Annotated in this window: 29 protein-coding genes; 16 read left to right on the top strand and 13 right to left on the bottom strand. The window is 68.1% G+C overall.

The window, feature by feature from the left end; translation table 11 throughout:
• The first annotated feature begins 94 nt into the window (after positions 1-94).
• The 13 genes from fliF (at position 95) to fliR (ending at position 11,331) form a co-directional block, all read left to right on the top strand.
• The gene (gene fliF / locus ACQ1W9_RS06165; RefSeq protein ID WP_431025810.1) at positions 95-1,825 is read left to right on the top strand and encodes a flagellar basal-body MS-ring/collar protein FliF; all 1,731 of its coding nucleotides are present in this window, start codon (positions 95-97) and stop codon (positions 1,823-1,825) included.
• Positions 1,818-2,828 (top strand): flagellar motor switch protein FliG, encoded by a 1,011-nt coding sequence (gene fliG / locus ACQ1W9_RS06160; protein WP_431025809.1) that lies wholly within the window; start codon positions 1,818-1,820, stop codon positions 2,826-2,828. The genes fliF and fliG overlap by 8 nt, the downstream gene beginning before the upstream one ends.
• On the top strand, positions 2,821-3,549 hold the full coding sequence (locus tag ACQ1W9_RS06155) for a flagellar assembly protein FliH (RefSeq protein ID WP_431025808.1): 729 nt from the start codon (positions 2,821-2,823) through the stop codon (positions 3,547-3,549). The genes fliG and ACQ1W9_RS06155 overlap by 8 nt, the downstream gene beginning before the upstream one ends.
• Before the next feature lie 73 nt (positions 3,550-3,622).
• On the top strand, positions 3,623-4,990 hold the full coding sequence (gene fliI / locus ACQ1W9_RS06150; RefSeq protein ID WP_431026414.1) for a flagellar protein export ATPase FliI: 1,368 nt from the start codon (positions 3,623-3,625) through the stop codon (positions 4,988-4,990).
• Positions 4,987-5,454 carry a flagellar export protein FliJ gene (gene fliJ / locus ACQ1W9_RS06145; protein WP_431025807.1) on the top strand — a complete coding sequence of 156 codons (468 nt, stop codon included), beginning with the start codon at positions 4,987-4,989 and terminating at the stop codon, positions 5,452-5,454. Before fliI ends, fliJ begins: the two co-directional genes overlap by 4 nt.
• Positions 5,454-6,845, top strand: a complete 1,392-nt coding sequence (locus ACQ1W9_RS06140) for a flagellar hook-length control protein FliK (protein WP_431025806.1) — start codon at positions 5,454-5,456, stop codon at positions 6,843-6,845. The genes fliJ and ACQ1W9_RS06140 overlap by 1 nt, the downstream gene beginning before the upstream one ends.
• A gap of 108 nt (positions 6,846-6,953) precedes the next feature.
• Positions 6,954-7,439: a flagellar basal body-associated protein FliL gene (gene fliL / locus ACQ1W9_RS06135; RefSeq protein WP_431025805.1), complete on the top strand. Its 486-nt coding sequence runs from the start codon at positions 6,954-6,956 to the stop codon at positions 7,437-7,439.
• Positions 7,440-7,459: 20 nt separating this feature from the next.
• Positions 7,460-8,512: a flagellar motor switch protein FliM gene (fliM, locus tag ACQ1W9_RS06130; RefSeq protein ID WP_431025804.1), complete on the top strand. Its 1,053-nt coding sequence runs from the start codon at positions 7,460-7,462 to the stop codon at positions 8,510-8,512.
• Positions 8,505-9,056, top strand: a complete 552-nt coding sequence (fliN, locus tag ACQ1W9_RS06125; RefSeq protein ID WP_431025803.1) for a flagellar motor switch protein FliN — start codon at positions 8,505-8,507, stop codon at positions 9,054-9,056. Before fliM ends, fliN begins: the two co-directional genes overlap by 8 nt.
• Positions 9,053-9,478 carry a flagellar biosynthetic protein FliO gene (gene fliO / locus ACQ1W9_RS06120; protein WP_431025802.1) on the top strand — a complete coding sequence of 142 codons (426 nt, stop codon included), beginning with the start codon at positions 9,053-9,055 and terminating at the stop codon, positions 9,476-9,478. The genes fliN and fliO overlap by 4 nt, the downstream gene beginning before the upstream one ends.
• Positions 9,475-10,236, top strand: a complete 762-nt coding sequence (fliP, locus tag ACQ1W9_RS06115; RefSeq protein ID WP_431025801.1) for a flagellar type III secretion system pore protein FliP — start codon at positions 9,475-9,477, stop codon at positions 10,234-10,236. The genes fliO and fliP overlap by 4 nt, the downstream gene beginning before the upstream one ends.
• A gap of 32 nt (positions 10,237-10,268) precedes the next feature.
• Positions 10,269-10,538, top strand: coding sequence for a flagellar biosynthesis protein FliQ (gene fliQ, locus ACQ1W9_RS06110; RefSeq protein ID WP_346063285.1), 270 nt, complete (start codon positions 10,269-10,271; stop codon positions 10,536-10,538).
• 1 nt (position 10,539) lies between these two features.
• Positions 10,540-11,331: a flagellar biosynthetic protein FliR gene (gene fliR, locus ACQ1W9_RS06105; RefSeq protein WP_431025800.1), complete on the top strand. Its 792-nt coding sequence runs from the start codon at positions 10,540-10,542 to the stop codon at positions 11,329-11,331.
• A 57-nt stretch (positions 11,332-11,388) separates the two neighbouring features.
• Here the strand turns inward: fliR and flgL are convergent, their stop codons facing one another.
• From flgL to flgB, 11 genes are all read right to left on the bottom strand, one after another.
• Positions 11,389-12,603 (bottom strand): flagellar hook-associated protein FlgL, encoded by a 1,215-nt coding sequence (flgL, locus tag ACQ1W9_RS06100; protein WP_431025799.1) that lies wholly within the window; start codon positions 12,601-12,603, stop codon positions 11,389-11,391.
• Between the two features lie 17 nt (positions 12,604-12,620).
• Positions 12,621-14,270 carry a flagellar hook-associated protein FlgK gene (gene flgK / locus ACQ1W9_RS06095; RefSeq protein WP_431025798.1) on the bottom strand — a complete coding sequence of 550 codons (1,650 nt, stop codon included), beginning with the start codon at positions 14,268-14,270 and terminating at the stop codon, positions 12,621-12,623.
• A gap of 100 nt (positions 14,271-14,370) precedes the next feature.
• A complete protein-coding gene (gene flgJ, locus ACQ1W9_RS06090) occupies positions 14,371-15,372 on the bottom strand; it encodes a flagellar assembly peptidoglycan hydrolase FlgJ (RefSeq protein ID WP_431025797.1) in 1,002 nt (333 codons plus the stop codon).
• Positions 15,372-16,499, bottom strand: a complete 1,128-nt coding sequence (locus tag ACQ1W9_RS06085) for a flagellar basal body P-ring protein FlgI (RefSeq protein ID WP_431025796.1) — start codon at positions 16,497-16,499, stop codon at positions 15,372-15,374. The genes flgJ and ACQ1W9_RS06085 overlap by 1 nt, the downstream gene beginning before the upstream one ends.
• 12 nt (positions 16,500-16,511) lie before the next feature.
• Positions 16,512-17,180 (bottom strand): flagellar basal body L-ring protein FlgH, encoded by a 669-nt coding sequence (locus ACQ1W9_RS06080; protein ID WP_346061279.1) that lies wholly within the window; start codon positions 17,178-17,180, stop codon positions 16,512-16,514.
• Positions 17,181-17,206: 26 nt separating this feature from the next.
• On the bottom strand, positions 17,207-17,989 hold the full coding sequence (flgG, locus tag ACQ1W9_RS06075; protein ID WP_431025795.1) for a flagellar basal-body rod protein FlgG: 783 nt from the start codon (positions 17,987-17,989) through the stop codon (positions 17,207-17,209).
• Between the two features lie 195 nt (positions 17,990-18,184).
• The gene (locus ACQ1W9_RS06070) at positions 18,185-18,925 is read right to left on the bottom strand and encodes a flagellar basal body rod protein FlgF (protein WP_431025794.1); all 741 of its coding nucleotides are present in this window, start codon (positions 18,923-18,925) and stop codon (positions 18,185-18,187) included.
• A 14-nt stretch (positions 18,926-18,939) separates the two neighbouring features.
• Positions 18,940-20,172 carry a flagellar hook protein FlgE gene (gene flgE / locus ACQ1W9_RS06065; protein ID WP_431025793.1) on the bottom strand — a complete coding sequence of 411 codons (1,233 nt, stop codon included), beginning with the start codon at positions 20,170-20,172 and terminating at the stop codon, positions 18,940-18,942.
• A 73-nt stretch (positions 20,173-20,245) separates the two neighbouring features.
• Entirely contained in the window at positions 20,246-20,932 is a 687-nt protein-coding gene (flgD, locus tag ACQ1W9_RS06060; RefSeq protein WP_431025792.1) for a flagellar hook assembly protein FlgD, read from the bottom strand.
• 3 nt (positions 20,933-20,935) lie between these two features.
• On the bottom strand, positions 20,936-21,343 hold the full coding sequence (flgC, locus tag ACQ1W9_RS06055) for a flagellar basal body rod protein FlgC (RefSeq protein ID WP_346061274.1): 408 nt from the start codon (positions 21,341-21,343) through the stop codon (positions 20,936-20,938).
• Positions 21,344-21,463: 120 nt separating this feature from the next.
• Positions 21,464-21,877 carry a flagellar basal body rod protein FlgB gene (gene flgB, locus ACQ1W9_RS06050; protein WP_346061273.1) on the bottom strand — a complete coding sequence of 138 codons (414 nt, stop codon included), beginning with the start codon at positions 21,875-21,877 and terminating at the stop codon, positions 21,464-21,466.
• A gap of 163 nt (positions 21,878-22,040) precedes the next feature.
• Here flgB and flgA point away from each other — a divergent pair, with 163 nt between their 5' ends.
• The 3 genes from flgA (at position 22,041) to ACQ1W9_RS06035 (ending at position 23,549) form a co-directional block, all read left to right on the top strand.
• Positions 22,041-22,727 (top strand): flagellar basal body P-ring formation chaperone FlgA, encoded by a 687-nt coding sequence (gene flgA, locus ACQ1W9_RS06045; RefSeq protein ID WP_431025791.1) that lies wholly within the window; start codon positions 22,041-22,043, stop codon positions 22,725-22,727.
• A 104-nt stretch (positions 22,728-22,831) separates the two neighbouring features.
• Entirely contained in the window at positions 22,832-23,098 is a 267-nt protein-coding gene (gene flgM, locus ACQ1W9_RS06040; RefSeq protein WP_431025790.1) for a flagellar biosynthesis anti-sigma factor FlgM, read from the top strand.
• Position 23,099: 1 nt separating this feature from the next.
• Entirely contained in the window at positions 23,100-23,549 is a 450-nt protein-coding gene (locus ACQ1W9_RS06035; RefSeq protein WP_431025789.1) for a flagella synthesis protein FlgN, read from the top strand.
• A gap of 80 nt (positions 23,550-23,629) precedes the next feature.
• Here ACQ1W9_RS06035 and ACQ1W9_RS06030 read toward each other — a convergent pair whose 3' ends face one another.
• Positions 23,630-24,433: a DUF2797 domain-containing protein gene (locus ACQ1W9_RS06030; RefSeq protein ID WP_431026413.1), complete on the bottom strand. Its 804-nt coding sequence runs from the start codon at positions 24,431-24,433 to the stop codon at positions 23,630-23,632.
• A gap of 29 nt (positions 24,434-24,462) precedes the next feature.
• Positions 24,463-24,720, bottom strand: a complete 258-nt coding sequence (locus ACQ1W9_RS06025) for a YeaC family protein (protein WP_346061269.1) — start codon at positions 24,718-24,720, stop codon at positions 24,463-24,465.
• Positions 24,721-24,722 lie beyond the last annotated feature (2 nt).

Raw genomic sequence — 24,722 nt, 5'->3', positions numbered from 1 at the left:
GAATGGATATCACCATGCCCCATGCCCCTCTGCCCGTAACCACGGCCATCACCGCCAGGTCGCCGCGCACCCACGCTGACGCCGGGAGGCACGCATGAGCGACGGGACCGCCGCCCGCGGCGACACGCCCCAGGGCTCACTGCAGCAACGCCTGCTCGACCAGTTGCGCGGCAACCCCCTGCTGCCGCTGCTGCTGGCCGGGGCGGCCGTGGTGGCGATCATCATCGCCCTGCTGCTGTGGGCCCGCAGCCCCGACTATCGCGTCCTCTACAGCAACCTCGGCGAAGCCGATGGCGGCCGCATCATCAACGAGCTGGACAGCCGCGGCGTGCCCTACCAGTTGAGCCAGGGCGGCCAGGCCTTACTGGTGCCCGGCGACCAGGTCCACACCCTGCGCCTGCAACTGGCCGAACAGGGCCTGCCCCAGGGCGGTAACGTGGGCTTCGAGCTGATGGACGGCCAGGCCTTCGGCATCAGCCAGTTCGCCGAGCAGATCAACTTCCAGCGCAGCCTGGAGGGAGAACTCTCCCGCTCCATCGAATCCCTGGGCCCGGTATCCCGGGCCCGGGTGCATCTGGCCATGGCCAAGCAGTCGGTGTTCGTCCGCGAACAGGAGCCGGCCAAGGCCTCGGTGCTGCTGACCCTGCACGGCGGGCGCACCCTGGGCGACGGCCAGGTCACCGCCATCGTTCATATGGTCTCCAGCAGCGTGCCGGAGTTGGCCGCCGAAGACGTCACCGTGGTGGACCAGAGCGGCCGCCTGCTCTCCCAGCCCAGTGGCCCGGGCCGCGACCTGGACGGCACCCAGCTCGACTATGTCCAGGAGATCGAGCGGGCCTACCAGCGGCGCATCGAGAATATCCTGGTGCCGGTACTGGGGCGGCACAATATCCGCGCCCAGGTCACCGCCGACGTGGACTTCACCCGCCGCGAGGAGACCGAGGAGCGCTATGGCCCCAACCAGGACCCGCAGCGCGCCGCGGTACGCAGCCTGCAGAACAGCGCCGATTACCAGGGCGGCGACGACCTGGCCATGGGCATTCCCGGCGCCCTGAGCAACACCCCCCCGGGCATCGCCCCCTCCCCCATCGATGCCTCCGAGGAGGCCGATGCCGAGGGTGATGCCGAGGGTGACGAGGCCGAGCCCCCCAGCCGACTGCGCCACGACAACGTGATCAACTATGAAGTGGATCGCAACGTCGCCCATATCCAGCATCAGCGCGGCCAGGTCGAGCGGCTCTCGGTGGCGGTGGTGGTCAACTATCGGGACGGCGTCGATGAGGCGGGCAACCCCACCCTGGTGCCCCTCGGCGACGAGGAACTGGAGCAGATCCAGCGCCTGACCCGCCAGGCCATGGGCTTCTCGCCGGCGCGCGGCGATGCCCTGGAGGTGGTCAATAGTCCCTTCGAGCCGACCGACGACGGCCTCCTGGAGCTTGCCTGGTGGCAGGAGCCGGAGCTGCAGGCACTGGCCTTCGGCATCGCCCGCTACCTGCTGGTCTTCGTGGCGGGCCTGCTCCTCTACTGGCTGGTGCTGCGTCCGCTGATCAAGCGCTACACCGAGGCCCCGGCCCCCATCGCCGTGCCCGCCGGCGCCTCCGGCAAGCTGCTCGCCAGCATCGGCGACGACGAGGGCCCCGAATCCGGCGGCGAGGCCAAGGCCGACGGTGACGCCGAACCGGCCGGTCGCGAAGGCCTCGAGCAGAAGCGTCGCCGCAAGGCGGGCGCCTACGAGCAGAATCTCAACGATCTGCGTGAACTGGCACAGGAGGATCCGCGTCTGGTGGCGATGATCCTCAGCAGCTGGGTGAACGACGATGAGTAACGCCACGACCAGCGAGATGAGCGGCGTGCGCCGCAGCGCCATCCTGCTACTGGCCCTGGACGAGGACAGCGCCGCCGAGGTGCTGAAGTTCATGGGGCCCCAGGAGATCCAGGAGGTCAGCCAGGAGATGGCCCGCCTCAATCAGGTCTCTCACCAGGAGATGCGCCGGGTGCTGGAGCACTTCTTCCGCGACAGCGAAGAACTCTCGGCGCTCAACATCAACTCCAGCGAATATATCCGTTCGGTGCTGACCAAGGCCCTGGGCGGCGAACGCGCCTCCAGCCTGATTGAGGACATCCTCGAGGCCCACAACACCAACTCCGGCATCGACTCCCTCAACCTGATGGAGCCCTCGGTGGTGGCCGAGCTGATCCGCGAGGAACACCCGCAGATCATCGCCACCATCCTGGTGCACCTGGAGCGCCACCAGGCCGCCGATGTGCTGGAGCTGTTCGACGACAAGCTGCGCAACGACGTGGTGCTGCGTATCGCCACCTTCAGCGGCGTGCAGCCGGCGGCCCTGCAGGAGCTCACCGAGGTGCTGGGCAGCATGCTCGACGGCCAGAACCTCAAGCGCAGCAAGATGGGCGGCGTGAAGACCGCCGCCGAGATCCTCAACCTGATGAACACCAGTCAGGAGGAGGTGGCGGTGGAGACCATCCGCGCCCACAGCGAGGACCTGGCCCAGAAGATCCTCGACGAGATGTTCGTCTTCGAGAACCTGCTCGACCTGGACGACCGCTCCATCCAGCTGCTGCTCAAGGAGATCGACACCAACTCCCTGGTGGTGGCCCTCAAGGGCTCCGCCGACGAGCTGGTGGACAAGTTCACCCACAATATGTCCCAGCGTGCCGCCCAACTGCTGCGCGAGGACATGGAGGCCCGCGGCCCCATCCGCCTCTCCCAGGTGGAAGCCGAGCAGAAGGCGATCCTGCAGGTCGTCCGTCGCCTGGCCGACGGCGGCGAGATCGTGCTGAGCGGCGGAGACGACACCTATGTCTGAGTCCCATCGCGACGCCTCCGACGATCGGGACGATAGCTGGCGCCGCTGGCAGATGGGCGAGCTGGGCAGTCCCCAGCGCGACCAGGTCGAGCGCGAGCATCGCCGCCGCGACGCCCTGCGCCAGGCCGCCCGCCGCCGCGACGAGGAGCTGGCCCGGCTTCGCGAACAGGTGCGCCAGGCGGCCCGCGACGAGGGCTATCGGGCGGGCCTGGCCAGCGGCCAGGAGGAAGGCTATGCCCAGGGACTGGCCGAGGGACGCGCCGCCGCCGAGACGGAACTGGCCCGACAACTGGAGGCGACCCTGACGCCCCTGCGCGAGCTGGCCGCCGGTTTCCGCGAGGCCCTGGACGGCCTCGACGACCAGGTGGCCGAGGAACTGGTGGCCCTGGCCCTGGCCACCGGCCGCCAGTTGGCCGGCGAGGCCCTCGCCGCCCGCCCCGAGCAGGTCGTCGACCTGGTGCGCGAGCTGCTGCACGTGGAGCCCCCGCTCAACGGCGGCACCCGGCTGTGGCTGCATCCCGATGACCTGGCCCTGGTGACGCCGGTGCTCGGCGACGAGCTCGCCGCCCTGGGCTGGAAGCTGCAGCCCGATGACGCCCTGAGCCGTGGCGGCTGCCGGGTCACCAGCGCCAGCGGCGAGCTGGATGCCACCTGGGAGCGGCGCTGGGAGGCGGTCACCGAACGCCTGCGTCAGCGCGCCACTCCAACGCGGGGAGACTAACGCCATGCCCGAGGCCATCGCCACCCCCCATCAGCGCCACTTATGCCAGGCCCGCGGCGGGGAGACTAGCAGCATGCCCGAGGCCATCACCAACCCCCATCAGCACCACTGGTGCCAGGCCCTCGGCCGGGTGCGCCGCGGCGTCGAGGCCCTGCCCCCCTACCGGGTCAGCGGGCGCATCACCCGCGCCACCGGCATGGTGCTGGAGGCGGTGGGCCTCAAGGTGCCCCTGGGCAGCGCCTGCCGTATCGAGCTGGCCGAGGGCTTCGCCGAGGCGGAAGTGGTGGGCTTCTCCGGCGACCAACTGTTCCTGATGCCGCTGGAGGCGATCAGCGGCCTGACCCCCGGCGCCCGGGTGCTGCCCCTGGGCGAGGGCGCCCACAGCGCGCGGCGCTTTCCCCTGGGCGAGTCGCTGCTGGGCCGGGTGGTGGACGGCAACGGCCGGCCCCTGGACGGCGGCGAACCGCTGGCCGAGGCGCCCCACGCGCCCCTGGCCACCCCGCCCCTCAATCCGCTGTCCCGGGCGCCCATCGAGGAGCAGGTCGACGTGGGCATCCGCGCCATCAACGCCCTGCTCAGCGTCGGCCGCGGCCAGCGCATGGGACTGTTCGCCGGCTCCGGCGTCGGCAAGTCGGTGCTGCTGGGGATGATGGCGCGCTTCACCCGCGCCGATGTCATCGTGGTGGGGCTGATCGGCGAGCGGGGCCGCGAGGTGCAGGATTTCATCGACAATATCCTCGGTGAGGAGGGGCGGCGCCGCGCCGTGGTAGTGGCGGCACCGGCCGACACCTCGCCGCTGCAGCGCCTGCAGGGGGCCGCCTACGCCACGCGCCTGGCGGAGGGCTTCCGCGACCAGGGCCGCGATGTGCTGCTGATCATGGACTCGCTGACCCGCTACGCCATGGCCCAGCGCGAGATCGCCCTGGCCATCGGCGAGCCCCCGGCCACCAAGGGCTATCCGCCCTCGGTGTTCGCCAAGCTGCCGAGTCTCGTGGAGCGGGCCGGCAACGCCCAGCGCGGCGGCGGTTCCATCACCGCCTTCTATACGGTGCTCACCGAGGGCGATGACCAGCAGGATCCCATCGCCGATTCGGCGCGGGCCATCCTCGACGGCCATATCGTGCTCTCCCGCTCCCTGGCGGAGGCCGGCCACTACCCGGCCATCGATATCGAGGCCTCGATCAGCCGCGCCATGACCGCCATCGTCGACCGCGACCAGCAGGCTCGGGCGCAGCGTTTCAAGCAGCTCTTCTCCCGTTACCGGCGTAATCAGGACCTGATCAGCGTGGGTGCCTATACTCCCGGTCACGACCCCCAACTGGATCAGGCGGTGCAGCTCTACCCGCACCTGGAGCGCTTCTTGCAGCAGCGCATTGATGAGAGCGCCGCCACCGCCCCCACCCAGCAGGCCCTGGCCCAGCTAATCGGAGGTACGTCATGAGTCAGCGTGGTCCCCTCGACACCCTGATCGAACTCGCCCAGGAGAGTCGCGACAAGGCCGCCCTGGGGCTGGCCCAGGCGCGCCAAGGCGAACAGCAGAGCGTCGCTCAGGTGGAGACCCTCAGGCGCTATCGCCAGGAGTATGCCGAGCGCCTGCAGCGGGCCATGCAGGAGGGGATCGATCCCGCCTCCATGCACAACTACCAGCATTTCCTGCGCTCCCTGGATGACGCCATGGGCCGCGCCCAGCAGGCCCTGGAACAGCAGCGCCGCCAGGTAACACGCAGCCAGCAGCAGTGGCAGGGCGAGCAGCGCAAGCTCTCCTCCTACGACACCCTGGCCAGCCGCCGCGCCGAGCAGGCCCAGCGGGGCCGCCAGCGCCAGGAACTGCGCCTCAATGACGAACTCAGCCAGCTCGCCCTGCGGCGCGGCCGGACACCCCATTCTCTTCAGGGAGGTCACTGATGGACATTACCGCCCTGCTGGCCATGACGGCCGGCCGCCCCGGGGCCGCGCCCCGCTCCAACGCCGGCGACCCCGCCGCGGATTTCGCCGCCCTGCTGACGCGAGCCGGCGGCCAGGACGGCATAACGGCTGACGCCCCGGCGCAACAACCCGCTAGCGGCGAGGCCGGCCCGGATCTCGCGACCCTGGCCCAGGCGCTCGATCTCGAGCCGGAGGCCTTGTCCAAGCTGCTGGACGATGCCATCGCCGGCCTCTCGCCGGAAGGCGAGCTCCCCGAGGCGCTGGCCAGTCTCGCCACCCATACGAAAAACGGCGAACTCCCCGAGGCACTGGCCACGGCGCTTAATGATGCCCTGGCCAACCTCGCCGAGAACGGCGAGCTCCCCGAGGCGCTGCACCCCCTCGCGGATGGCCTGACCGAAGGCCAGATGCCCGAGGCACTCCCGCCGCTGCTGGTAGCCCTGGCCGAGCGCCTGGCTGGGGCCGCTAGCGCGCCGACGCAGGCCGCCGCCCCGCAGAGCATCGCTTCGGCGCAGGCCATGCCCCAGGATCCGCGACTGGCGGAGATCGCCGCTCGCCTGGCCCTGGTGGCCGCGCCCGAGGCCTCCCCTGGCGCGGCCCGCCCGGCCGATGGCGCCCTGCGGCAGCTCAGCAGCGAGCTGGCGAACCTGGCGGGACGCCGTGGCGAGGGCGCCGCGAATGGCGCAGCCCCGGGACAGGCCGCCTCCCTGTCGGCATCCCAGCCCGGCGGCGAGCGTCCCGCACCGCTCGCGCCTCCCCTGGTGGCCCAGGCGCCGCTGCCCACCGGCGAGCCGGCCTTTGAACCCGGCATGACCCGCGCGGTCGGTATCGAGGCGGGGCTCCCGGGGCCGAGCCAGGGCGCCGCCGCGGCGCCCCAGGCGGGGCTTTCTCAAGGGCTTCCCCAGGGCTTTGCCGCCCCGGCCACCGCCAGCCTGAGCGCCCCGCTGGCGACCCAGGCCTGGGAGCAGCAGCTGGGCCAGCAACTGGTCGGCCTGGCACAGCGTGGCGGCCAGGTGGAGCTGCACCTCAATCCCGCCGAGCTGGGGCCCCTGTCGGTGAGCCTCAAGCTGGGCGACCAGGGCGCCCAGGCCCAGTTCCTCTCCGCCCATGCCCCGGTGCGCCAGGCGGTGGAACAGGCCCTGCCCCAGCTGCGTGAGGCCCTCGCCGAGCAGGGCATCCAGCTCGGCGAGGCCTCGGTGGGCGAGCAGCGCGGTGATCAGGCCGGCGGGTTCCTGGCCCGAGGCGATGGGACCGAGCCATCCGCCGGGCCGTCCGGCGACCTGGCCGACGACGCCGCGCCGCCGCTGAGCGAACGCCAGCAGGCGAGCCTGGCCGCCAGCCTGCGCGGCGGCGTCGACCTGTTCGCCTGAGGCAAGCCCCACAAACCCCGGAGATAGGGCGCTTCCCCCGCCCTGTTCGAATCATCGGGCCCGAGACGGCTACGGCATACTCGGCCCAACCGTAGATGAGGAGTGACCATGGCAAACGCGACGGCAAAGGCCGGCGGTTCCCGCAAGACGGCCTTCCTGATCGTCTTGCTGGTGATTTTGGTGGCGGCGGTGGCGGCGGTGAATGTCTACCTACTGCTGGATCAGCACGGCACGGCCCAGGCCAGCGAGGCCGAGGCGGCCCCGGTGGAGGCACCCAGCCCGATCTTCGTGCGGGTCGACCCCTTTACCGTCAACCTGCAGAGCGAGCGCTACAGCGATCGCCTGCTCTACGTGGGCCTGACCCTCAAGGTGGGCGACGAGACGAGCCAGCGGATCATCCAGGAGCACCTGCCCCTGGTGCGCAGCCGCCTGCTGCTGCTGTTCTCCGAGCAGCTCGACGAGGACCTGGTCGCCCCGGGGGGGCGGCAGGCCCTGGCTCAGCAGGTGCAGGCCCTCTTCGATGAGCCCCTGACCGAGCCGCAACCGACTCTCGCGGTGGACGAGGTGCTCTTCACCGAGTTCATCGTGCAATAACCCACAGGCGCATCCGCACCATGTCTCAAGACGATCTGCTCTCGCAGGAAGAAATCGACGCCCTGCTCAAGGGGGTCAGCGGCGAGGAGGACGGCCCCGCGGAAAGCGACGGGGAGTCCTCGCGTGTTCGCCCCTATGACCCGGCCACACAGCACCGGGTGATTCGCGAGCGACTGCAGGCGCTGGATATCATCAACGAGCGCTTCGCCCGTCAGTTCCGCATGGGGCTGTTCAACCTGATGCGCCGCAGCGCCGATATCACCGTAGGGCCGGTGCGCTACCAGAGCTACAGCGACTTCTCGCGCAACGTACCGGTACCCACCAATATCAACCTGATCGGCATGAAACCGCTGCGCGGCTCGGCCCTGGTGGTCTTCCCGCCCAGCCTGGTATTCATGGTGGTGGATAACCTCTTCGGCGGCGACGGGCGCTTCGTCACCAAGTCCGAGGGCCGCGAGTTCACCCATACCGAGCAGCGCATCATCCGGCGCATCCTCAACCTGGCCCTGGACAGCTACCAGGAGGCCTGGAAGTCGATCTATCCCCTGGAGATCACCTTCCTGCGCTCGGAGATACAGGCCAAGTTTGCCAATATCACCAACTCGCCCAACGAGATCGTGGTCAACACCAACTTCCACCTGGAGGTGGGCAACCTGGCCAGCGATTTCCAGATCTGCATGCCCTTCTCGATGATCGAGCCGCTGCGCGAGCTGCTGGCCAACCCCATGAGCGACTCCCAGGAGGGCGGCGACCACCAGCTGTGGACCCAGCGCATGGCCGGCGAGCTTCGCCAGTCGGAGGTGGAGCTGGTGGCCGAGTTCACCACCCTGCCCTCGCACATCGGTGAGGTGCTGTCGCTTCAGGAGGGGGACGTCCTGCCCCTGGAGCTCCCCGACACCGTCACCGCCCATGTCGACGGCGTGCCGGTGATGGAGTGCGACTACGGCAGCCAGAATGGCCAGCGCGCCCTGCGCGTCAAGCGCATGATCGACCACCTCTCCCAGCACGTGCCCGCCAAGGACGTCTTCGTCAAGGGCGCCGTGTCGAAAGCCAAGGAAGCCAAGAATGACTGATCCCAACAAGCCCGACGATCAGAAACCCACCGATGACGCCTGGGCGGACGCCATGGCGGAGCAGGAGGCCAGCGAGAGCAAGAGCGACGCCCCGGCCGACGACGCGGATCCCTGGGCCGAGGCGATGGCCGAACAGGAGGCCGCCGAGGGAGGCGACAAGAGCGACGCCGATCCCTGGGCCGATGCCCTGGCCGAACAGGCCGAGCAGGAGGCCGGCCAGGCCCAGGCCGCCGGAGAGCAGGTCTTCCGCCCCCTGGAGGGTAGTGGCCCCGCCGGCGCGCCCCGGGACCTCGAGATGATCATGGATATCCCGGTCAAGCTCACCGTGGAGCTGGGCCGTACCCGCATCACCATCAAGCAGCTGCTGGAGCTGGCCCAGGGTTCGGTGATCGAGCTGGATGGCCTGGCCGGCGAGCCCATGGATATCCTGATCAACGGCTACCTGATCGCCCAGGGCGAGGTGGTGGTGGTGGATGACAAGTACGGGATCCGCATCACCGAGATCATCACCCCCTCCGAGCGGGTCCAGAAGCTGAACCGATGAGCGACGCCAGCGACACCGCCCTGGCCGGCGGCGAGGCCCTGGTGGGCCTGGCCACCCTGGGCAAGACCGCCGCCGCCCTGGCCCTGGTGCTGGGGCTGATCTTCCTCTCCCGCTACCTGCTAACCCGGCTGGGCCCAAACCGCCATGCCCAGGCCCTCAACCTCAGGGTGGTGGCCAGTACCCCCCTGGGTCCCAAGGAGCGGGTGGTGGTGGTGGAGGTGGACGACACCTGGCTGGTGCTGGGGGTCGGCGGCGGGCGCATCACCCCCCTGCATCAGTTGCCGGCCAAGCAGGCCACGGCGAGCGAGGCCCTGAGCCAGGGGCTCGGCCGTGGGGAGGCGGCGGATACCGGCTTCGGCGAACGCTTCGCCGCGGCGCTCAAGCATAACGGTCGCGAGCTGTGGCGGGGGAAGTCGCGGTGAAGGTCCCGTTGAGCCGCTGTCGCCTGCTCTGCCTGCTTGGCGTGATCCTGCTGCTCGCCTGGCCGTCCCTGGGCCTGGCCCAGGAGCTGCCGGGCATCACCAGCCGCCCGATGGAAGATGGCGGCCAGCAGTGGTCGCTCTCCCTGCAGACCCTGCTGTTGCTCAGCAGCATGGCCTTCCTGCCGGCCCTGCTGCTGATGATGACCTGCTTCACCCGCATCATCATCGTGCTGAGCCTGCTGCGCATCGCCATGGGCACCCAGTCCACGCCCCCCAACCAGATCCTGCTGGGGCTGGCGCTGTTTCTGACCTTCTTCGTGATGTCGCCGGTCTTCGGCCAGGTCTACGAACTGGCCTGGGCGCCGCTGAGTGCCGGCGAGATCAACTTCGACGCCTTCCTGGCCATCGGGGCCGAGCCCTTCCGCGAGTTCATGCTGGGACAGACCCGGGAACCGGACCTGGCGCTGTTCGCCGACCTGGCCGGGGCCGGCCCCTTCCAGGGCCCCGAGGATGTCCCCCTGCAGGTGCTGGTGCCCTCCTTCGTCACCAGCGAGCTGAAGACCGCCTTCCAGATCGGCTTCACCATCTTCATTCCCTTCCTGATCATCGACCTGGTGGTGGCCAGCGTGCTGATGTCGCTGGGCATGATGATGGTGCCGCCGGCGACCATCTCGCTGCCCTTCAAGCTGATGCTCTTCGTGCTGGTGGATGGCTGGCAGCTGATCATTGGCTCGCTGGCGGAGAGTTTCTATATCTAGGCCCGGCCACGAGCGCGGGCAAGGAGCGACCCATGACCCCCGAAATGGTGATGAGCCTGGCCTACCAGGGCATGCAGGTGACCCTGTGGCTGGCGGCCCCGCTGCTGCTGACCGCCCTCGGCACCGGCCTGCTGGTCAGCCTCTTCCAGGCCGCTACCCAGATCAACGAGATGACCCTCTCCTTTATTCCCAAGATCCTCGGGGTCTTCGCGGTGCTGGTGATCTCCGGCCCCTGGCTGCTCAAGCGCATCACCGACTTTACCCGTGAGCTGTTTACCAGTATCCCGTCGATGATCTCCTGAGATGGTCGAGGTCACCTTCGCCCAGTTGCAGGCCTGGCTGATCGCCTTCCTGTGGCCTTTCATGCGCATCACCGGCTTCCTGCTGGCCGCCCCCCTGTGGGGCCACTCCGGCGTGCCCAACCAGGTGAAGATCGCCTTCGGCGTGCTGGTGACGGTGGCCGCCGCCCCGCTGCTGCCGCCCCTGCCCGAGGTGCCGCTGGTCTCCTGGGCGAGCCTGGGCATCATGGTGGAGCAACTGATCATCGGTATCGCCATCGGCCTGGTGATGCAGGTGACCCTGGCGGTGGTGCAGGCCACCGGCGAGTTTATCGGCCTCTCCATGGGCCTGGCCTTCGCCACCTTCTTCGACCCCTCCAGCGGCACCAATACCATGGTGCTCTCCCGGGTGCTCTATATGATCACCCTGCTGATGTTCCTGGCCTTCGACGGCCACCTGGTGGTGCTGGAGATCCTGGTGCGCAGCTTCAGCCTGCTGCCCATCGGCCTGCAGGGGCTCAACGCCGGGGCCTTCGAGATGCTGGCCCGCTATGGTGGCACCATCATGGTCTCGGGGATGCTACTGGCGCTGCCGGTGATGGGCGCCCTGCTGGTGATCAGCCTGTCGCTGGGCATCCTCAACCGCTCGGCGCCCCAGCTCACCGTCTTCAATATCGGCTTCCCCACTTCACTGACCGTGGGGCTCTTCCTGCTGATGATCCTGATGACCGACCTGGGGCGCTTTCTGTCACGGCTCTTCGCCCAGGGCATCGACTTTATCTATCGGCTGCTCGAGGCCCTGGCGCCGCTGGCCTGACACCCCATCAAAAAAAGGGCCGCCCTAGAGGGGCGGCCCTTTTGCCTAGAGCATGACCTACATAAGGTCGAAGAGCGAGATGCCCTGGATATCGACGAAGGCCCTCTGGGCCGCTTGCAGCCCCACCTGGCGCAGGCTGTAGTCGGCGGCGGCCTGCACATAGTCGAGGTCGACCAGGTCGGAGAGGGTCTGCTCGTAGTTGAGCATGCGATTGCCGGCCACGCTGTCCACCACGTCCAGCTCGTTGAGCCGCGCCCCCACCGAGGCCCGCATAGTGAGGACATTGTCCTGGGCGTTGTCCAGCTCGCGCAGGCCGGTATTGAGGGTATTGCGCAGCGCCGCCTTCTTGGCGGGCGTATCCACGGGCTCCTCCAGCACGGCGATGGCGTTCTCCAGGGTGCGGAACAGGTCGGGTTCCATCTCGGTGGCCCGCCCCAGGGTCAGCTCGTCCCCATCCGCGGGAATGCCTTCCAGCGTGACCGCCATCCCGGCCACCTCGAGACGCATCTTCTCGGTGTAGGTACCGGTGCCCACGCTGGCGCCTCCGGCATCGAAGATCTCGTAGTCGAAGCCCCCGACGCCGTTATCGCTGAACTCGATACGGTGCGCCTCGCCATAGGCGGGATCGGAGAGGTCCGTGGTCTGGGGCGAGCCATAGGTTAGATTGCCCGCATTACCGACATCCGCCTTGGCCAGCAGGCCGGCACTGGCATGCACGCTCTGGAAGATATCGGCGCCGCTATCGGTGACCGGCATCTGGCGAGTGGCATCGATCTTCTGCTCGCGATTGCGGGTATCGCCCTCGTACTGCACGGCGCCCCCGGCGTCCTTGGCGAAGGGCGGCGCATTGTCCCGGTAGCCGCCGAACAGGTAGCGGCCGTTACCGTCGGTGCTGTTGGCCTGGCCCAGCAGGGACTCGTAAAGCCCCTTGAGCTCGCTGGCCACGGAGTTGCGATCCACGTCGCTCAGGGGATCGTTGGAGGCCTGCAACAGCAGGGTCTTGGCCCGGGTGATGCCGTCGTTGACGCTGTTGAGCACACTCTCGCTCTGGGACAGCGCATTGCGGGCGCTGACCCGAGAGTCCATATACTGCTGGGTCACCGCCTTGGACTGGGAGACCCCCACGGCGCGGGAGGCGGCCTGGGGATCATCGGAAGGGTTGGTGACCCGCTTGCCGCTGGCGATTTTCTGACCGATCTCCAGGAAAGCGCCCTGCTGGCGGTTGAGGCTGTTGACGTTCTGCTGGAACAGGGTCTGGGTACTGATACGCATGGGAATTCCTCGCCGCCTTAGTTACGCAGGTTGAGCAGGGTGTCGATAATGGTGGTACCGGTCTCGATCACCTTGGCGTTGGCCATATAGTACTGCTGATAGCGCATCAGGTTGGCGGCCTCCTCGTCCAGGTTGACCCCGGACTCGGACTGCTGCACCGCGCTGAGCTGATCGGTCAGCCCCTGCTGGGCCTCGGCATTGACCTTGACGATATTGGTGCGGTTGCCGACGTCACTGACCAGGGCGCCATAGGCCTGGTTGAGGGTCGCGCCGCCGCCCACCACCTGCTTGTCCTGCAACCCCTGCAGGGCCAGGGCATTGCGGTTATCGCCGCTGAAATCCTCTTCGCCGGCGGCGATCTTTGAGGTATCGCCGATCAGGTTGTCCATGCCCCCGGCAGCGCCCTTGAGGGGCTGCACGTTGAAGCGGTCGCCGGCAGCGGGGGGGCCGTTCTGGATGGTGATCTCCAGGCCGCCGAAGGAGAGCACGCCGCCAGCCAGGTCGACGTCGGCGGCATCCAGGGTCTCGCCGGTATCCTGGCGGGTCACCACATAATCGGCGCCGTCATAGACCACGTCGTAACCGGTGGCGGCCAGGTTGGTCAGGTCGCCGGGGCCGCCCACCGGATCGCTATAGGTGCCGAAGGCCGGCTCCAGGTAGGCGGCACTGGCGTTATTGTCGTGGCGGTAGGCCTGGGGCTGACCGAGGCCGAACATATCCCCGCCGGCATCGCCGTTGAGGTCGATGCCCTTGCCGTGCTGGACATTGAAGGCCTCGGCCAGGGAGACGGCCATCTGGCCGAGCTGGTTCTGCACCCGATCCAGGCTCTCGGCTCGGAAGGTCATGATGCCACCCAGGGTACCGCCCTGAATCACATCCTCCTCGAGGATCACCCGATTGCCGGCGGCGTCCCGGTAGCCCACCACGGTGCGCTCCGGGTCGTCGGGGGCGGCCACCGCCTCCAGCGTGAAGGCCTGGGTCCCCGCCACCAGCGGCTGGCCATTGGGCAGGCTGACGTTATAGCTCTTGCCATCCTGGATATTGAGGCGCAGGTCGAGGCGCTCGCTCATCTCGTGGACCAGATGGTCGCGCTGGTTGAGCAGGCTATTGGGCGCCTCGCCGCTGCGCGCCCGGGCCAGGGCGATCTCGCGGTTGAGGTAGGCCAGTTCCTCGGTGGCGTTGTTGATCTGGGTGATCTCGTCGCGGATCAGGCCATTGACGCCCCCCTGCAAATCCTCGAGGTAGCCGTCGAAGGAGCGGAACTGGGCGCTCAGGGTATCCGCCGTGCCGATCACCCCCTGGCGGGCCGCCGGGTCGGAGGGGGCCCCGGCGAGATCCTCCAGCGACGAGAAGAAGTTCTGTATCAGCGGCGCCAGGCCGGCCTCGCGATCGGCCAGCAGGCTGTCGATCTGGCTGATCTGGCCCTGGTAGGTGTTGAGCGCCGAGGACTTGCTGGTGGCGGCATTGAGCTGCCCCGCCACGTACTGATTGAACTGGCGCTGGATATCCTGCACCTGGACGCCGCCGCTGCCGCCGCGCCCCTCGCTGAGGAGGGTCAGCTCCCGGTTATAGCCCGGGGTGTAGACATTGGTGATGTTATTGCCGGTGGTGGCCAGGGCGTTCTGGGCGGCATTGAGGCCGCTGACCCCGATGGAAAACAGGCTCATCCTTCGCTTCCCTTGAAGATGTTGGTTTTCTTATCGGCCGTGCCGCGACTAACTTTAGGTCCGGCCTGGCGAGGCCCGGCCTGGCTAGGCCCGGGCCGGCTTAACGGCTGGCCAGTCGGGGACCCTCAGGCAGCGGCCCCAGGGTCTCCATAATACTGATCAGCTTATCGGCATACTGGGGGTCGGTGGCATAGCCGCCGGCCTGCAGGGCGTGGGCCGCCTGGCGGGCACTGCCCGCCGCCGTGACCCCGGCATAGCGGGGGCTGTCGCCGATCAACCGCGCATAGTCGGTAAAGGCCTCGGCGTAGGAGTCATAGACCCGGAAGCGGTCGCTGATGCGGGTACGCTGCCCATCGAGATACTCGTGGGTGACGATCTCGGTGGTCTCGCCCCGCCAGTATCGTCCGGCCTTGATGCCGAAGAGGTTATGGCTCTCGCCGCCGTCCCGGGTGGGAATGCCGCGGCGCCCCCAGCCGGTCTCCAGCGCCGCCTGGGCCAGGATCAGCTCGGCGGGCACCCCGCTGGCCTCGCTGGCTCGGTGGGCCGGCTCGGCCAGGCGCTCGACGAAGGCCTGGACATGCTCGGCCCGCTCGCCGCTAGCGGCGCGCACGGCGGGCGATTCCGACGGCGCCGGGGCCTCGCTCCGCGCTTGGTCATCGCCGGCCGCCGGGCGGGCCGCCAGGGCCTGCATAAAGTCGGCGGGGGCCTGCTCACCCATCGACGTCAGGGGCCGCGGCGTGCCCCGCGGAATGCCGGCGATCAGCTCGCTGGCTCGCTCGGGCGGCGCCACCGATCCCAGGTGCCCCTCCAGCTGACGCACCAGCTCCTCGGCCAGGCCCATGCCGCCGCCCCGGGCGCTGAGGTGCTGGGCCAGCTGCTGGTCATGCAGCTCGGTATAGAAGCGGGTCTGCTGACTGTTCATCAGATCGCTTTCGGGAATGGCGGCGCGCATGCTCTTGAGCATGCGCTGCAGGAACAGCGCCTCGAACTGCTGGGCGGCCCCCTCGAGGCCGGCCCGCTCGTCCTGGCGGGCGGTGTGGCGCAGGCGCTGGATGCCCTGCACATCCAGGGCGAACTGGCCGGAGAGGTCGCTGGCGCTCATTAGAGGATCTCCAGTTCGGCGCGCAGGGAACCGGCGGCCTTCAGGGCCTCGAGGATCGCCATCAGGTCCTGGGGCGTGGCGCCCAGGGCATTGAGGGCATTGACCACCTCGGTGAGGTCGGCGCCCTCCACCACCCGCAGGTAGGCGTCCTGCTCCTGCACGCGGATCTCGGTGTCCGGCACCACCACCGTGTCTCCCTCGCCGAAGGGCGCCGGCTGGCTGACCTGGAACTGGGTATCGATGGTGATGGAAAGGTTGCCGTGGGCCACGGCGGCGCGGTGCAGCCGCACGGCGCCATTGAGCACCACCGAGCCGGTGCGCGAGTTGACCACCACCCGCGCCGGGGCCTCGGTGGGCGTCACGTCCAGGCTCTCGACCCGTGCCATGAAGCCGACCCGGGCATTGGCATCCAGGGGGCCATCCAGGGCGATCACCCGGCCGTCCCGGGCCGAGGCCACCACGCGACCGAATTCGCGATTGATGGCCGCCACCACCCGCTGGGCGGTACCGAAGTCGGCCTCCTCGAGCTCCAGCTCCAGCAGGCCGCCGTTGGCGCCCAGGTTGAGGGGCACCTCCCGCTCCACCATGGCGCCGCCGGCGATCCGCCCGCTGGCCTGGTGATTGACCTGCACCGAGCTGCCCCCGGCCTCGGCGCCGGCGCCACTCACCAGCAGGTTGCCCTGGGCGATGGCGTAGGTGTCACCGTCGGCGCCCTTGAGGGGGGACATCAGCAGGGTGCCGCCGCGCAGGCTGCGGGCATTACCCACCGAGGAGACCACCACGTCGAGGCGCTGCCCCGGCCGCGAAAAGGGCGGCAGGTCGGCGGTGACCATCACCGCCGCCACGTTGCGCAGCTGCATATTGGTCCCCGGCGGCACCGTGACGCCGAGCTGGGAGAGCATATTGGTCAGGCTCTGGCCGGTGAAGGGCGCCTGCATGGTCTGGTCGCCGGTGCCGTCCAGGCCCACCACCAGGCCATAGCCCACCAGGACGTTGTCGCGCACCCCGGCGAAGTTGGCCAGCTCGCGGATGCGTTCGGCCTGGGCCGGCAGGGCCAGCAGCCACAGCAGCCCCAGGGTCAGCAGGCGGAGGGCGAGTCGCGGTAGCGGTCGGGTCGGGGTCATCATAGGGGCGGCCCGTCAGAAGGGTGAAATATTCAGGAAGAAGCGCTGCAGCCAGCCCATATGCTGGGCCTCGTTGATATAGCCGTCGCCCACGTATTCGATGCGGGCATCGGCCACCTGGGTGGAAGGCACGCTGTTCTGGGCGGTGATGGTGCGCGGGTTGACCACCCCGGAGAAGCGAATGAATTCGGTGCCCTGGTTGATGGCGATCTGCTTCTCGCCGCGCACCCGCAGGTTGCCGTTGTTCATCACCTCCAGCACCGACACCGTGATGGTGCCGGTAAAGGAGTTGTTGGCCTGGGAGCCGCCGCCGCCCTCGAAATCGCTGGCCCCCGAGAGGTCGAAGCCGTACTCGGCGAGGGTCTCCAGGGCGTCGGGCAGGGTATCGAGCTCGAGACTCGCCGAGCCGTTGCGGTCGGCGTTGGTGCGGGCGTTCTTGCTGGCGCTGACCTCTTCGTCCAGCACGATGGTGAGGATATCCCCCACCACGCGCGGACGACGATCCTCGAACAGCGGCTGATAGCCGCGGCGCTCCTGGTAGATGGAGCCGTTGGCCACCGGCGCCGGACGGTCGGGAATACTGATCTGCTCCTGCTCCCCCACCACCGAGGCGCGGGGAATCTGGGCGCAGCCGGCCAGGGCCAGCAGCGCCAGGGCGAGCAGGACCGGGCCGAGGTGTCGCATCGTGGCTCCCATGGCGTCAAGGATCCTTAGAGCTGGGCCAGGCGGGCCAGCATCTCGTCGCTGGTCTGCACCGCCTTGCTGTTGATCTCGTAGGCCCGCTGGGTCTGGATCATGCTGACCATCTCCTCCACCACATTGACGTTGGAGGTCTCCACATAGCCCTGCATCAGGGTGCCGGTGCCGTTCATCCCCGGCAGGTTCTCGTTGCGCGGGCCGGAGGCGGTGGTCTCGCGATAGAGGTTGCCGCCGATGCTCTCCAGGCCGGTGGGATTGACGAAGGAGGAAAGGGAGACCTGCCCCACCTCCTGGCTCTGGGAATCGCCGGGCACCCGTACGCTGACGATGCCGTCCTCACCGATGGAGATCGACAGGGCGTTCTGGGGAATGATGATGGCCGGCTCCACGGGGTAGCCGTTGGCGGTGACCATCTGGCCGTTCTGGTCGAGCTGGAAGCTGCCGTCCCGGGTATAGCCGGTGGTGCCGTCCGGCATCAGTACCTGGAAGAAACCGTTGCCCTCGATGGCCAGGTCCCGCGAGTTGCCGGTGGCCTCGAGCCCGCCCTGGTTGTGCAGGCGTTCGGTGGCCACCGGGCGCACCCCGGTGCCCACCTGCATGCCGGAGGGCAGGCGGTTCTGGATGTCGTTGTTGGCGCCGGGCTGGCGCAGGTTCTGGTAGAGCAGGTCCTCGAACACCGCCCGGGAGCGCTTGAAGCCGTTGGTGCCGACGTTGGCCAGGTTGTTGGAGATCACGTCCATCTGGACCTGCTGTGACTCCAGGCCGGTCTTGGCGGTCCACAGTGAAGAAATCATCGTTGTGTCGTCCTTAGTATCCGGTTAGGGAAGCGCTGATTTATGTCGCGAGCGAAGAGAGGCTGGCCGCCGCCGGAGCGGAGCAACCGGAGTTGACTGGGTGCTCCGTGGGGATTGTGACGGTCCGACGTATCGGCACCGCCGGCGGCCATCCCTTCACAAAAGATTCGAGCGCAGTAATAAATCAGTGTTTCCTTAGCCCTGCAGGGAGAGCAGGCTGTTGGCACGCTGGGCATTCTCGTCGGCGGTACTGATCACCTTCATCTGCATCTCGTAGCGCCGCGCCACGTCGATCATCGAGACCATGGACTCGATGGCGCTGACGTTGCTGCCCTCCAGGGTGCCGCTGGCCAGGCGCACGGCCTCGTCCTGGGGCAGCGCCCCGGCGGGCGCCCGAAAGAGGCCGTCGTCGCCGCGCACCAGTGGCGCCTCGCCGGGGTCGACCAGCTTGATGCGCCCCACGTCCACCAGGGCATCCGCCTGCTGGCCCTCGCCGATGGCGCTGACGGTGCCGTCGGCGCCCATGGAGAGCCGGGCGCCGAGGGGCACCACCATGGGGCCGTCGTCGCCGATCACCGGGTGGCCGGCGATGCGCAGCACGCCGTCGCCGTCGACCTGGATATCGCCGCGGCGGGTATAGGCCTCGGTGCCGTCCGGGGCCTGCACCGCCAGCCAGCCGTTCCCCTCGATGGCCACGTCCAGGTCACGCCCGGTGGTGCTCATGGGCCCCGGCGAAAAGTCGGCCCCCGGGGTGGTGGCGGCCACCGACACCCGGGTCGGCAGCAGGCCATCGCCCTCCACCGGCACCGCGCGCATGGCGTGCAGCTGGGCGCGGAAGCCGCTGGTACCGGCATTGGCCAGGTTGTGACTGACCACCGACTGCTGGTCCATGCTCTGCTTGGCGCCGCTCATGGCGGTATAGAGGATACGGTCCATGTCTCAGGCTCCCATCAGCGCAGGTTGATGGCGGTCTGCAGGACCTCATCCTGGGTCTTGATGGTCTGGGAGTTGGCCTGGTAGGCACGCTGGGTGACGATCATCTCCACCAGCTCCCGGGCCATATCCACATTGGAGGTCTCCACCGCCCCGGACTGGATGGCGCCCAGCACCCCGCTGCCCGGCGTACCCAGCAGCTCCTGCCCGGAGGCCTGGGAGGCGCTCCAGCCGTTATCGCCCTCGGGGCTCAGGCCCTCGGGGTTGCGGAAGTTGGCCAGCACGACCTGCCCCGCGGCCATCGACTGCTCGTTGGAGTAGTTGCGCATCACGGTGCCATCCTCCTGGATGGTGATGCCCACCAGGGTGCCGGAGGTGTAGCCGTCCTGGTCGAGGTCATTTACCGTGGAGGTGTTGGCGAACTGGGTAGAGCCGGTCTGATCGAAGTCGATATCCAGTTGAGCGAACCCCTCCCCCGTTAGATCGAAGCTCAGGGTCTGCTGGGCCCCGCCGGTCAATACGCCATTGGCATCGAAGGTCAATCCGGTCAACGCCGCCGGCGGGGTGTATTCGGGAGCCCCGGCCGGCCCGCCGCTAAGGCGCGCATTCACCTCCCAGGCATTGGCCGCGGTCTTGGTATAAAAAAGCGTCAGGTTGCGGGCATTACCCTGGGAATCGAAGACGCTGGCCGAGGTGGAGTAGCTATAGGTCGTAGAGTCCGTGGCATCGAAGGGGACGGTGCCCCGATCGATGACCGCCTCACCGGAATCCAGATTTAGCTTGATATCCAGATTCTGGGTGGCATTGGCCGGCATATCGTCGGAGGGCACATTCAGCGCCACCGGCTCGCCGCCGGCGGCCACCGCCGAGAAGGGGTCGTTGGCATCTTCCAGGCCATAGCCCATCAGCTTGGCGCCCTGGGCATTGACCAGGTCGCCCGCGGCATTCAGGGAGAGCTGGCCGTTGCGGGAGTAGAGCACCTCGCCACCGCCCTGCTGGAAGCGGTAGAAGCCCTGGCCGGCGATGGCCAGGTCCAGGTTGCGGTTGGTGCTCTCGATATTGCCCTCATTGAAGTTCTGCAGCACCGCGCTGACCCGGGTACCCAGCCCCACGGAGCCGGCATAGACGTCGGCGAACTGGGCGCCGGAGCCCTTGAAGCCCACGGTCTGGGAGTTGGCGATATTGTTGCCCACCACGTCCAGCTTGGAGGCGGCGGAGTTCAATCCACTCAATGCCTGGGAAAAGCCCATCTCAACTTCCTCTGCGTCGATGAATAATGCGGGATGTCGCGCCCTGGCCGGGCGTCGTTATGATGTTATGGCGCTACAGGATCTGCTTGACGTCGTCGAGGCCCACCTGGCCATAGACGCCGCCCAGGTCGAGCCGCACGCCGTTCTCGCCCGGCGTCACCCCGCCCACCACGGCGTAGTTCAGGGCCTCGACGCTCACGCTATCCTCACCCTGGGTGGCCTCGATACGCACCCGATAGGCGCCCGGCGTAGCGGTCTCGCCGTCGCTGGTCTTGCCATCCCAAGTGAAGGACTCGACGCCGGCGTCCACCGCACCCAGGTCGTAGCGATTGATCACCTGGCCGCTGTCATTGACGATGGTCACCTTGACGTTATCCGCGGGCGCCGCCAGTTCCACGCCGAAGGGGGTGGTATGGGCATTGCCCTCGTCATCGGTCTGCAGCAGCACCCGGTTCCCCGGCACCATGACCCCCTTGCCGATCAGGGCGCTGGCCTGCAGCTGCTGCCCCGCGTCGATCTGGGAGGTGATGCCATCGAGGGTCTCGTTGAGCTGCTCGATGCCGCTGACGGTATTGATCTGCGCCAGCTGCGAGGTCATCTCCGCGTTCTCCATGGGATTGAGCGGGTCCTGATTCTGCAGCTGGGTGATCAGCAGCGTCATGAAACTCTCGCGGAGCTCCTGGGACTGGCGCGGCCCCAGGTCGGCGTTGCCGCCGCCATTGACGCTGTTGAGGACGTTATTGCCGATCGGCGAAGTCATGGCTTAGCCCTCGCCCAGGGTCAGGGTCTTGAGCATCAGCTGCTTGCTGGTGTTCATGACCTCGACGTTGGCCTGATAGGAGCGCGAGGCGGAGATCATATTGACCATCTCGTGGGCCGGCTCCACGTTGGGCAGGGTCACATAGCCCTGCTCATCGGCCAGGGGATGCTCGGGGCGATACTCCAGGCGCATGGGGCCCGGGTCCTCCACGACCTGGGTGACGCGCACCCCGCCGACGCCATGGCGGCCCTGGGCCTGGGTCTCGAACATCACCTGCTTGGCGCGGTAGGCCTCGCCATCGGGCCCGGCCACGCTATCGGCATTGGCCAGGTTGCTGGCGGTGACATTCATTCGCTGGGCCTGGGCACTCATGGCCGACCCGGAAATATCGAACACGGAAAACATCGACACGGGCTGCTCCTTTAGCCTAACGGCGATCACTCGCGCCCTGGGATTGGGCGCTTATGACCGATCCATAGATATCGAACACGGAACACATCGACACGGGCTGCTCCTTTAGCCTGGGGGCGATCACTCGGGTTGCATGGCGTTCTTGAGACCCTGGATACGGCTATTGATCAGGGTCAGGGAGGCCTGGTAACGCACGGCGTTATCGGCGAACTGGGTGCGCTCGCGATCCATGTCCACGGTATTGCCATCCAGGCTGGGCTGGTCCGGCACCCGGTAGAGCAGGTCATCGAGGCCGGCCACCGGCCCCTGCCCCGGCAGGTGTCGTGCCGAGGTGGTGGCCAACCCCAGGCCGCCGCCACTGGTCCGCCCCTGACTCATGACACGAGACAGCTCGCTGGCGAAATCGAAATCGCGGGCCTTGTAGTTGGGGGTATCGGCATTGGCGATATTGCTGGCCAACACCTCATGACGCTGGTTGCGCAGGCTCAGCGCCTCCTGATGGAAGCGCAGCGACTCGGAAAGCTGATCGATCATGGGCACGTCCCCGTGGCCGATAGAAAAAGACGAGGCTGAAGCATAGCCAGCCCCCTGTCAGGGCAAAGGGATAAACAGCCGCGGAATTCACGGTCAATTCATCTGCTACGACGCCGTCAGGCGGCATAGAATCGTAGTCCTCACTTCTCCCGGGCGATTTCTCATGTCACTGCTGCCACGCCTGCTGATATTGCCCCTGGCGCTGCTACTGGCTCTGCCGGCGACGGCATGGGGCGACGATGCTCCCCTGCTGGAGACGGTGCATGCTTTCCTGTATGAGCAGAGCCAGGCCCTCGGTGACGAGGTGATGATCGAGGTGCATCCCCCGGCCGGCCAGTTTCCCGCCTGCGAGGCGGCGGAGCCCTTCCTGCCCGGGCAGCGGGAGCTCGCCCCGGGGCGGGTGTCGGTGGGCGTGCGCTGCGGCGACGAGGGCCGCCAGGTGCGCTACCTCCAGGCCCAATTGACGGTCTTCGGTGACTATCCGGTGGCGGCGCGCCAGCTGAGCCCGGGAGAGCGTCTTGGCGCGGACGATCTGCGCCTGGAGCGCGGCGACCTAGGTCGCCTGCCGCGCCAGGCGCTGCGCGAGATCGACGCGGCCCTGGGCCTGCAGTTGACCCGCCCCCTGGGTGAGGGCCGGCCGCTGCTGGCGTCGATGCTGCGCGCCGAGCCCCTGGTGGAGCGCCGCCAGCGAGTGGTGGTGGAAGCCCATGGCCGGGGTTTCCGGGTCACCCGCGAGGGCGAGGCCCTGGATGAGGGGGGGCACGGCGAGCGAGTGCGGGTGCGCCTGAGCGGCCGCGAGATCATCGAGGCCGAGGTGATCGCCCCCGGGCGCCTGGCCGTGGCCCTCTAGGATATCGCGCAGGGTATCGCGGCGATTTTCTTGGCCACGGGGTTAAAGTCAGCGGCGCGAGCGCCGATAATAGGGGTAAGCACCCCCGGCGAGAGGCATTAGGCGTGAAGATCGATAGTTCTCATCCCCCCCAGCGACCCACCCAGGTGGAGACCCAGCGCCAGGAGAAGGCGGCGTCCCAGGGCGCGGCGGGACAATCCCAGGGCAGCCCGGCGGCGGTGGCCCACCTCAGCCAGAAGGCCCAGGACGCCAGCCAGGATGTCGACAGCTTGCGGGTCAACGAGATTCGCCAGGCGATCAGCGAGGGCCGCCTGGAGATTCGCGCCGAGCGCATCGCCGACGGCCTGATCGATAGCCTCAAGGAGCTCTGACATGGGCCTGGCCAACCACCTGCAGCGACAGCAGCAGCGCCTCGACGCCCTGTGCGAGACCCTGCGCGAGGAGACCGCCGCCCTGGCCAAGGCGCAGGTGGATGGCGACGAGCTGGCCGGCTTGGCCGAGACCAAGCAGCGCCTGTTCCGGGAGCTCGACGCCCTGGAGAGTCAGCGCCGCCAGGCCCAGGCCAGGCTGGGCTACGTGGAGGGGCGGGCAGGCGCCCGCCAGGCCGCCGAGGAGGCCGATTGCCTGGACGCCTGGCTCACCCTGATGGCCCTGGCCGAGCGAGTCCGCGAGCTCAATGCCACCAATGGCTCGCTGATTCGCGAGCGCATGCGCCAGAACCAGCAGATGCTCGACTTCCTGCGCGAGGCCGCCGGCAAGCCCCTCTACGGCCCCAATGGCCAGGCCCGTCAACGCGATAGCCGGGTCAGCTCCCGGGCCTGAGTCCTCGCCCTCTCGCCACCAACGACATCGCCCAGGCGAAGGCCTGGGCGATGTCGTCGTCTTAACGCTTGCTTGCCACCTCAGGCCACCTCCAGGGTCACCTCATAGCCGGTAAACTTGCGCAAATTGATCACCCCGCTGTCGAGGATCAGGTACTGCCCCTTGAGCCCCATCAGGGTGCCCTCCACCACCGGCTTCTTGTCGAAGTTATGGGAGACGATCTTGCGCGGGAATTCCAGCACCGGGTAATCGAGGGTGACCGGCGCGGCATCGAGCACGCGAATCGCCTCGCCGCCGAAGCGCTCGCGCAGCGCCGCCAGTCCGCCATCCAACCGCGCCAGCAGCCGATCCCGCTCGGCGACCAGGTCCAGGGGCGCCACCTCGCCCTTGAGCATGGCCCGCCAGTTGGTGCGGTCGGCCACCTCTTCCTTGAAGAGGATCTCCACGAAACCGGACTGCTGGCGGGTCGCCACCTCGAGGATCGGCAGCGCCTGGATGGCACCCTGGTCCAGCCAGCGGGTCGGCACCTGGGTACCCCGGGTGATGCCCACCTTGAGTCCCGAGGAGTTGGCCAGGTAGACCACATGGGGCTGGAAGCAGTGGCGTTCGGCCCACTGCGGCTCGCGACAGGTGCCGGCGAAGAAGTGACAGGTCTCCGGCTTGACGATGCAGGTATCGCACTGGGCGAGCCGCTTGAAGCAGGGGTAGCAGTAGCCCTGGGCGAAGCTCTTCCTGGTGGCCCGGCCGCAGTGGGTGCAGGCGATCGCGCCGCTCCAGGTCAGCCGCAGCGGCTGGCCGAGGTGGGCGTTGAGGTCGAGGCGCTGGTCGCCGGCACACAGCGCATAGCGAGCCGGCTCTCCCCCCTGCCCCGGCTCGATGGCCATCTTGCTCAGGCAGCCACTGGCCAGCGCCGTCAATTCACCCACTTGATCTCGTCCTCGTCGCCCTGCTGGGAGGAGCAACCGGCACGCTCCAGGTAACCGACCCGCGCCGCTTCCGGGACGTCATGCTCCACCTCGTACTTGAGCACCGCCTCCAGGCAGAGCGCCAGCTGCGACTCGCTGAGGCGGCGCCCATCGGGCCACTTGCGCAACTCCACCGCCTGCTTGAGGCTGGCGTAGATCGCCGGGGTCATCTGGCGAATCATCTTCTCGAAGGTCATCTCGCTCATGG

This window comes from Halomonas sp. H5, assembly GCF_050613175.1.
GTDB lineage: Bacteria > Pseudomonadota > Gammaproteobacteria > Pseudomonadales > Halomonadaceae > Bisbaumannia > Bisbaumannia salifodinae.
Note: the sequence above shows the minus strand (reverse complement) of the source record. Positions and strands in the feature narration are given on the sequence as shown.

Excerpts from the sequence above, each read along its gene's own strand:
- fliF (WP_431025810.1), top strand. The coding sequence starts at position 95 with ATGAGCGACGGGACCGCCGCCCGCGGCGACACGCCCCAGGGCTCACTG.
- fliG (WP_431025809.1), top strand. The coding sequence starts at position 1,818 with ATGAGTAACGCCACGACCAGCGAGATGAGCGGCGTGCGCCGCAGCGCC.
- ACQ1W9_RS06155 (WP_431025808.1), top strand. The coding sequence starts at position 2,821 with ATGTCTGAGTCCCATCGCGACGCCTCCGACGATCGGGACGATAGCTGG.
- fliI (WP_431026414.1), top strand. The coding sequence starts at position 3,623 with ATGCCCGAGGCCATCACCAACCCCCATCAGCACCACTGGTGCCAGGCC.
- fliJ (WP_431025807.1), top strand. The coding sequence starts at position 4,987 with ATGAGTCAGCGTGGTCCCCTCGACACCCTGATCGAACTCGCCCAGGAG.
- ACQ1W9_RS06140 (WP_431025806.1), top strand. The coding sequence starts at position 5,454 with ATGGACATTACCGCCCTGCTGGCCATGACGGCCGGCCGCCCCGGGGCC.
- fliL (WP_431025805.1), top strand. The coding sequence starts at position 6,954 with ATGGCAAACGCGACGGCAAAGGCCGGCGGTTCCCGCAAGACGGCCTTC.
- fliM (WP_431025804.1), top strand. The coding sequence starts at position 7,460 with ATGTCTCAAGACGATCTGCTCTCGCAGGAAGAAATCGACGCCCTGCTC.
- fliN (WP_431025803.1), top strand. The coding sequence starts at position 8,505 with ATGACTGATCCCAACAAGCCCGACGATCAGAAACCCACCGATGACGCC.
- fliO (WP_431025802.1), top strand. The coding sequence starts at position 9,053 with ATGAGCGACGCCAGCGACACCGCCCTGGCCGGCGGCGAGGCCCTGGTG.
- fliQ (WP_346063285.1), top strand. The coding sequence starts at position 10,269 with ATGACCCCCGAAATGGTGATGAGCCTGGCCTACCAGGGCATGCAGGTG.
- fliR (WP_431025800.1), top strand. The coding sequence starts at position 10,540 with ATGGTCGAGGTCACCTTCGCCCAGTTGCAGGCCTGGCTGATCGCCTTC.
- flgL (WP_431025799.1), bottom strand. The coding sequence starts at position 12,603 with ATGCGTATCAGTACCCAGACCCTGTTCCAGCAGAACGTCAACAGCCTC.
- flgK (WP_431025798.1), bottom strand. The coding sequence starts at position 14,270 with ATGAGCCTGTTTTCCATCGGGGTCAGCGGCCTCAATGCCGCCCAGAAC.
- flgJ (WP_431025797.1), bottom strand. The coding sequence starts at position 15,372 with ATGAGCGCCAGCGACCTCTCCGGCCAGTTCGCCCTGGATGTGCAGGGC.
- ACQ1W9_RS06085 (WP_431025796.1), bottom strand. The coding sequence starts at position 16,499 with ATGATGACCCCGACCCGACCGCTACCGCGACTCGCCCTCCGCCTGCTG.
- ACQ1W9_RS06080 (WP_346061279.1), bottom strand. The coding sequence starts at position 17,180 with ATGCGACACCTCGGCCCGGTCCTGCTCGCCCTGGCGCTGCTGGCCCTG.
- flgG (WP_431025795.1), bottom strand. The coding sequence starts at position 17,989 with ATGATTTCTTCACTGTGGACCGCCAAGACCGGCCTGGAGTCACAGCAG.
- ACQ1W9_RS06070 (WP_431025794.1), bottom strand. The coding sequence starts at position 18,925 with ATGGACCGTATCCTCTATACCGCCATGAGCGGCGCCAAGCAGAGCATG.
- flgE (WP_431025793.1), bottom strand. The coding sequence starts at position 20,172 with ATGGGCTTTTCCCAGGCATTGAGTGGATTGAACTCCGCCGCCTCCAAG.
- flgD (WP_431025792.1), bottom strand. The coding sequence starts at position 20,932 with ATGACTTCGCCGATCGGCAATAACGTCCTCAACAGCGTCAATGGCGGC.
- flgB (WP_346061273.1), bottom strand. The coding sequence starts at position 21,877 with ATGATCGATCAGCTTTCCGAGTCGCTGCGCTTCCATCAGGAGGCGCTG.
- flgA (WP_431025791.1), top strand. The coding sequence starts at position 22,041 with ATGTCACTGCTGCCACGCCTGCTGATATTGCCCCTGGCGCTGCTACTG.
- ACQ1W9_RS06035 (WP_431025789.1), top strand. The coding sequence starts at position 23,100 with ATGGGCCTGGCCAACCACCTGCAGCGACAGCAGCAGCGCCTCGACGCC.
- ACQ1W9_RS06030 (WP_431026413.1), bottom strand. The coding sequence starts at position 24,433 with ATGGCCATCGAGCCGGGGCAGGGGGGAGAGCCGGCTCGCTATGCGCTG.
- ACQ1W9_RS06025 (WP_346061269.1), bottom strand. The coding sequence starts at position 24,720 with ATGAGCGAGATGACCTTCGAGAAGATGATTCGCCAGATGACCCCGGCG.